Origin of the sequence: Thermoflavimicrobium daqui (assembly GCF_003313465.1) — a bacterium.
GTDB classification, from domain to species: Bacteria; Bacillota; Bacilli; order Thermoactinomycetales; family Thermoactinomycetaceae; genus Thermoflavimicrobium; species Thermoflavimicrobium daqui.
In genome coordinates, this window is the sequence record NZ_KZ845669.1 from 140962 (window position 1) to 147148 (window position 6187).

Sequence of the window (6187 nt, forward strand, 5' to 3'; positions counted from 1 at the left end):
CTGAGCATACTAAAGAGGAAAAAGAGTTGAGTGAGGGGACAAAATATGCAAGTTACGTTTGGTTACAAGTTATTACGGTATATAAGTTGGGTGATATTTGGAATCAGTATCGCTTTATTTACATATGTGGAGATGGCTCAACCAGTATGGAGTGCAAACAAAATACCACTAATTGGTAAGGTTATTGTTATCGATCCTGGACATGGTGGCCCAGATGGCGGAGCCGTTAGTAAATACGGAATTATTGAGAAGGAAATTACATTGAAGATTAGTAGCTATTTAAGAGACTATCTAGTTCAAAGTGGAGCTAAAGTTGTGATGACACGAGAAAAGGATATGGATTTAGCTGACTCAGAAACAAATCGTCTAAGTAAACGAAAGACCCAAGATTTGATTCGACGAATTCAGTTGGTAAAAAAAATCAAACCAGATACATTTATTAGTATTCATTTGAACGCTTATCCTTCTGCAGTTTGGAATGGAGCACAAACTTTTTATTATCCAGTACGTGATGAAAATAAAAAGTTAGCTACCTTTATACAGTCGAGTCTTATCAAATATTTAGGGAATACAACACGTGTTCCCAAGCCTATTCATAATGTTTTTGTGTTGAAACAATCACCAGTCCCTACTGCTTTAGTTGAAGCAGGATTTCTATCTAATCATCAAGAAGCTATGCTTTTATCTACTAGTTCATATCAAGAAAAAATAGCTGCTGCGATTTACTATGGAATTTTGGATTATTATTCAGGTAAAAAAGCGTTGGAATTTGCGTTATAATAAGATGCATAAATTTGAATTTATCATCGAGGTGTTCTCGTCAATGATTACAAAAGAAAAAATACTAGAAGTATTAAGCAATGTGAAGGATCCTGAGCTCAATAAGAGCCTAGTTGAGCTAAATATGATTCGAAATATCCAGATAGATGGATTGAGCGTTTCATTGGATGTTATTCTTACAGTTCAAGGTTGTCCATTGAAGCTCAAAATTCAAGAAGATGTAGAAGAAGCCATTCGCAATTTAGGTGCAAAGGAAGTTCATGTTCGCTTTGGAGCGATGACAGATGAGGAAAGAGCTGCACTTGCTGCACAATTACGTAATGAACGACAAACAGACCAAACAAAAGTGAATTCTGGAGTTTCGTCTATTTCTCCTCTTCTTTCATCGGAATCTAAGACTGAGTTTATTGCAATTGCGAGTGGAAAAGGTGGCGTTGGAAAATCAACTGTATCAGTTAACCTAGCAGTGGCTTTAGCACGTGAAGGAAAACAGGTAGGGATTATTGATGCAGATATCTATGGTTTTAGTGTTCCAGATATGATGGGAATTGAGCAACGCCCTGTTGTTATCGACCGTACAATCATTCCGGTTAATCGCTTTGGAGTAAAAGTTATGTCGATGGGGTTCTTTGTAGAAGATAATGCACCTGTTGTTTGGCGGGGACCCATGTTAGGAAAAATGTTACGTAACTTCTTTAGTGAAGTACATTGGGGAGACTTAGATTATCTATTGTTGGATCTCCCACCAGGTACTGGAGATGTTGCTTTAGATGTGCACCAGTTAATACCACAAAGTAAAGAAATTATCGTAACGACTCCACATGCAACTGCTGCTTTTGTAGCGGCCCGTGCTGGTGCAATGGCGATTCATACGAAACATGATCTAATTGGTGTTGTTGAAAATATGTCTTGGTATGAAAATAGACTTGGAGAAAAAGAATATGTGTTTGGACGCGGAGGTGGCCAGAAGCTAGCTCAAGCGTTAAATGTAGAGTTATTAGCCCAAATTCCGCTAGGAGCACCCGAAGAAAAAGATATCCAAGATCCAAATTACTCTCCATCGATTTATAATGAACAGCATCCAATCGGTAGTATATACCAAAAATTAGCCCAGAAAGTCATTGCTAACACTGGAAAATAATAATTTCTTTCTTATAAAAAGGTATCTGGATACTTCCAGATACCTTTTTTTCTGTGATGGGATTAACCACCACCGCCACCAGTAGCGCCACCGCCGCCACCGCCGCCACCAGCGCCACCGGCACCACCACCACCACCTTCGCCCCCTTTTTGGCCACCTTGTTGAAATAATTTTTTTAACTTTTCTTGGAAACTAGGAATTTGAATGGCTTCTTCCATAACTTTCATGGTTTCCTTACGAAATTCTTGGCTTTTTAGTAGTTGGATCACTTGCTTAGAAAACGCCGGATCTTTCATAATATCTAAAAGAAGTTTTTGATACTCAGGGTCTTTAAGCAAGATCTTTACCAATTCTTTTTGCTGCTTCTCAGTTGCTTTGGCTAGATTATCGGCAACTTTTGGCTTAGATAAGAGCTTTTCCCATTCTTTTTTTGTGTGTTGGTTAGTAAGGGATTTGGATATGGTTTCTTCTAGTTCTTGATTTGAAACAATAATGGCTTGCTTAAACTCTGGATCACTCATTAAATCCTTTAAGGCTTTTTTCCCTTCTGAAGTACGAATGAGGTCCAGTACCATTTCTTTGGTTTTTTGATAATCAGGTGTTGTCCCTGCTTCTGGGCTTGGTGAACTACAAGAAGTTAATGAAAAGATAAGGATAAGTACAAAAAGAAAGTACTTACGGTACATGGTCATCGGACCTCCGTTTTGCAGGTTACTATTTGTTAATATGAGAAGTTATTTATCTCTTTATGCTTGACTAGTCAACCTTAAGTGGATTTTGTTAAAATCAGAGAAGTGAATGAAACAGGAGCGTTGAAAGCATATGACATTAAAAAAATTGGTTTGGTGGTTTTTTTCAACTTTACTTCTTGGAGGAATCTTAGGCATTGTTTTAGGTGGCACAATTAGTCTAATAACCGATATCCATTTAGGAAATGTAACCAAGCTCCTTTTAACTGGTACAATGTTTGCCTCTGTTGCGGTATTAGGCTTCTTTTCTTACCTAATTTTTAACTGGCTCGGTGCCGGTTTTGTACGTAATGCTCTTTTATTTCAGGTTATCCAAGTTCTTTTAATTTTACTTGTTCTTGGTAGCTTAACTTATCTTTTTGTATCTAAATTTGTAGGGAAGGATTTATATCTTCACTTACTGGTTCCTTTGTTGATTGCTGTTATAGCGTGGATTGTAGCACGAGTTAAAGTAAAATGGACGCAACCTACAGCTTTTATCCCAGCCTTATTTTTTATGATTGCAGCTACAACTTTGGAAGCAATCCCTTCAATTAAACCAAAAGGAGGAGAAGTTCCGTTAGCCCATCTTTTTTATACGGTGCTAACATTATTAAGCTGTAATGCTTGGCAAATTTTAAACTTACATCGTTGGATAAAAAAGCGTCCATCTATACAGACAGTACCAGCAGAAACAAAAAAGAATGAAGAGCAGGAAAAAGGGAAAGTAGAAAATAAAACTGAACAAACGGATAAAGTAATTAATTCTCCTAAAAAGAAAGGTAAAAAGAAAAAGAAGAAAAAGAAATAAAAAAACAAAGGTGATTCGTCTTAAGAATCACCTTTGTTTATAATGAATAGAAGAACCATGGCTATTCAACTGGGTCCATTTTTACATTTGAACCGGCGATCAAATCAGAAACGGTAACAAATTCATAACCTTGGGCACGTAATTGGTCGATAATGACTGGGAGTGCTTCATGTGTTTGTCGGCAGGAATCGCTAGCATGCATTAAAATGATATCGCCAGGGTGTACTTTACTAGTTACTCGTTTAATAATTTTGTCTACACCTGGGTTTTTCCAATCCAAGGAGTCTGTATCCCATTGGATTGTTTTATATCCCATTTGGTCGGAAATACGAAGAACACGTTTATCAAAATCACCATTTGGGAATCGGATGAGATTTGGCTTTTTCCCAGTTAATTTGGTCAAAATGGTATCTGCTTTTTGAATTTGTGTACGAATTTGTTCTTCTGTATAGGAACTATAATTGTCATGTCTATGACCATGACTACCAATTTCATATTTCATATCTACAATACGTTTCACAAGGTCGGGATGTGTCTCAGCCCAAGGCGAAGATAAGAAGAAGGTGGCTTTTTTTAATCCTTTTTGCTGCAATACATCTAAGATGGGTCCAGTACGTTCCTCTCCCCAGCTAATGTCAAAAGTAAGGGCAACTTGTTTTTTATCTGTCTTCACACTATAAATAGCCGAGGGATCTTTGGATAGTGGATAAAAAACTTGGATATCATTATTTTCAGCATAATAAATACCTGTGGCAAAAAGGAATGCGATGACAATAAGTGCGATTTTTTTTAGGCGTTTTCCTGATAAAACCCAAAAAAAGCTCATAAATTTACCTCCAGATCTCTAAATTGAATTTTTAAAGGAGCTAGCGATTCGATGACTGTCATGCAGAAATGTTTATATGAATCGCCTTTGTAAACTTAAATTTTCTTGTGGACTAACAGACCTCCATATTTAAACCTGTCCCCTAATAAAATGTATGCATATGGACGAGTGTTATGAATGACTTTCACAAAGGTGGGATTTGATGAGGCGTTTTTGGCAAGCAGTGCAAGCAGAAAGACAGATGATTTTTATTGCAGCACTTATTTTCTTGGTAAGTGCAATTTATAGCTACTTCAATGCAGATACTTTAATAAAGACTTTGGTAAGTAGTCCAGCTTATCAACAGATCTTAGAGATTGTAAAAAATACAAAACAGAATCCACAGTTTAGTCAGGTGTTCATAACTCTCTTTCTAAATAACATTCAAGCAAGTTTCATCATGTTGGCTTCGGGATTGCTCTTTGGCTTTCTTCCATTTATAGGAGTTATTACAAATGGTGTCCTCTTAGGTATTACATTAAATCAAGCTGCTCTGAAAACTGGACAGGACCCATTGACGATTTTTGTAAAGTATATTTTACCCCATGGAATCTTGGAGTTACCTGCTTTTATCTTAGCTGTAGCGATGGGTTTACGATTAGGGTTAAGTGTTTTTCGTACATTTACAAGCTTTTTACGTAATCAGCGGGAAAAGAGTATAATGGAGTGGAAAGCGTTATTGAAGAGGTTACCTGCTTATTGTATTGGGATTATTGTGTTGCTTTTATTTGCGGCGATCATTGAATCAGCATTAATCGTATCGTCGATAACTTGATAAAAGGAAGGATATATTTATGAAAGTAGACATTCAGTGGAAAGGTAAGATGCAGTTCGAAACGAGTACCCCTTCTGGACATACATTCTCTCTAGATGCTGCACCAGATATAGGTGGGGAAAATACAGGCCCTAGACCAACAGAAGCTTTACTTTCAGCAGTTGGCTCTTGTTCCGGGATTGATATTGTCCTTATTTTAAATAAAATGCGTTTGAATGTTGAAGCGTTTTCGATGGAAGTTAGTGGTGAAAGAGCAGAAGACTATCCTAAGCGATTTACAAAAGTACATATGCACTATCGCTTAACGGGTGACTTACCTAAAGAACAAGTGCATCGTGCTGTAAAGTTATCCGTAGAAAAATATTGTTCAGTTGCTCAATCACTGCAAGCTGATTTGTCCGCAACCTATGACATTAATGGTCAAACTTATCATCTATAAAAATGGAGTATAAGATGGATGAGAATCGTCTTACCTGTTCTTTTTAGAATAGGTGAGACGATTATTACTAATTCCCACCATTGCTAGGAGATGCAAGATCTAAATATGGAAATAAATAACTTTAAAATTCCTCTTGTAATGATATTTTAAACATGGTATATTAATAAACGTCGCATCGAAGCAATATATTGAAGACGATAAAAAAGTGTTGATGTGATTTGGTTATTATGTTATAATAACGGTTGTCATTAATAATAATTAATTTTAAAAGTGTTCCTTGAAAACTAAAGAGTGAAACATGACTCGTTAATTCTGATGAGCAATCAAACTAGTAGCGGTAGCCCCAGAATCGTAGATTCCGGGACAAGAAGTACTAAGCTATCGCTAAGAACTTTTTTGAGAGTTTGATCCTGGCTCAGGATGAACGCTGGCGGCGTGCCTAATACATGCAAGTCGAGCGGGGAGTTTTCCTTCGGGAAAACTCCTAGCGGCGAACGGGTGAGTAACACGTGGGCAACTTGCCCCTAAGACTGGGATAACTCCGGGAAACCGGGGCTAATACCAGATAATCTTTTCGCTCGCATGAGCGAATCGTAAAAGGTTTCGACCACTTAGGGATGGGCCCGCGGCGCATTAGCTTGTTGGTGA

Annotated in this window: 7 protein-coding genes and 1 rRNA gene; 6 read left to right on the top strand and 2 right to left on the bottom strand. The window is 37.4% G+C overall.

All coding sequences use genetic code 11. The annotated features are described in order from the left end of the window. Positions 1–45: 45 nt before the first annotated feature. Positions 46–780 carry an N-acetylmuramoyl-L-alanine amidase CwlD gene (gene cwlD, locus DL897_RS13100; protein ID WP_113659600.1) on the top strand — a complete coding sequence of 245 codons (735 nt, stop codon included), beginning with the start codon at positions 46–48 and terminating at the stop codon, positions 778–780. A 43-nt stretch (positions 781–823) separates the two neighbouring features. Next, positions 824–1921: a P-loop NTPase gene (locus tag DL897_RS13105; protein ID WP_113659601.1), complete on the top strand. Its 1098-nt coding sequence runs from the start codon at positions 824–826 to the stop codon at positions 1919–1921. Positions 1922–1983: 62 nt separating this feature from the next. Here DL897_RS13105 and gerD read toward each other — a convergent pair whose 3' ends face one another. After that, positions 1984–2613, bottom strand: a complete 630-nt coding sequence (gerD, locus tag DL897_RS13110) for a spore germination lipoprotein GerD (protein ID WP_168188790.1) — start codon at positions 2611–2613, stop codon at positions 1984–1986. 130 nt (positions 2614–2743) lie between these two features. Between gerD and DL897_RS13115 the strand changes: the two genes are divergently transcribed. Beyond that, the gene (locus DL897_RS13115; protein WP_113659603.1) at positions 2744–3460 is read left to right on the top strand and encodes a KinB-signaling pathway activation protein; all 717 of its coding nucleotides are present in this window, start codon (positions 2744–2746) and stop codon (positions 3458–3460) included. A gap of 61 nt (positions 3461–3521) precedes the next feature. Here the strand turns inward: DL897_RS13115 and pdaB are convergent, their stop codons facing one another. After that, the gene (pdaB, locus tag DL897_RS13120; RefSeq protein WP_113659604.1) at positions 3522–4286 is read right to left on the bottom strand and encodes a polysaccharide deacetylase family sporulation protein PdaB; all 765 of its coding nucleotides are present in this window, start codon (positions 4284–4286) and stop codon (positions 3522–3524) included. A 202-nt stretch (positions 4287–4488) separates the two neighbouring features. Here pdaB and DL897_RS13125 point away from each other — a divergent pair, with 202 nt between their 5' ends. The 3 genes from DL897_RS13125 to DL897_RS13135 form a co-directional block, all read left to right on the top strand. Continuing rightward, positions 4489–5100, top strand: coding sequence for a stage II sporulation protein M (locus DL897_RS13125; protein WP_113659605.1), 612 nt, complete (start codon positions 4489–4491; stop codon positions 5098–5100). 19 nt (positions 5101–5119) lie between these two features. Further along, positions 5120–5539, top strand: coding sequence for an OsmC family protein (locus tag DL897_RS13130; RefSeq protein WP_113659606.1), 420 nt, complete (start codon positions 5120–5122; stop codon positions 5537–5539). Positions 5540–5931: 392 nt separating this feature from the next. Continuing rightward, positions 5932–6187: ribosomal RNA gene (locus DL897_RS13135) — 16S ribosomal RNA — on the top strand; the annotation flags it as partial.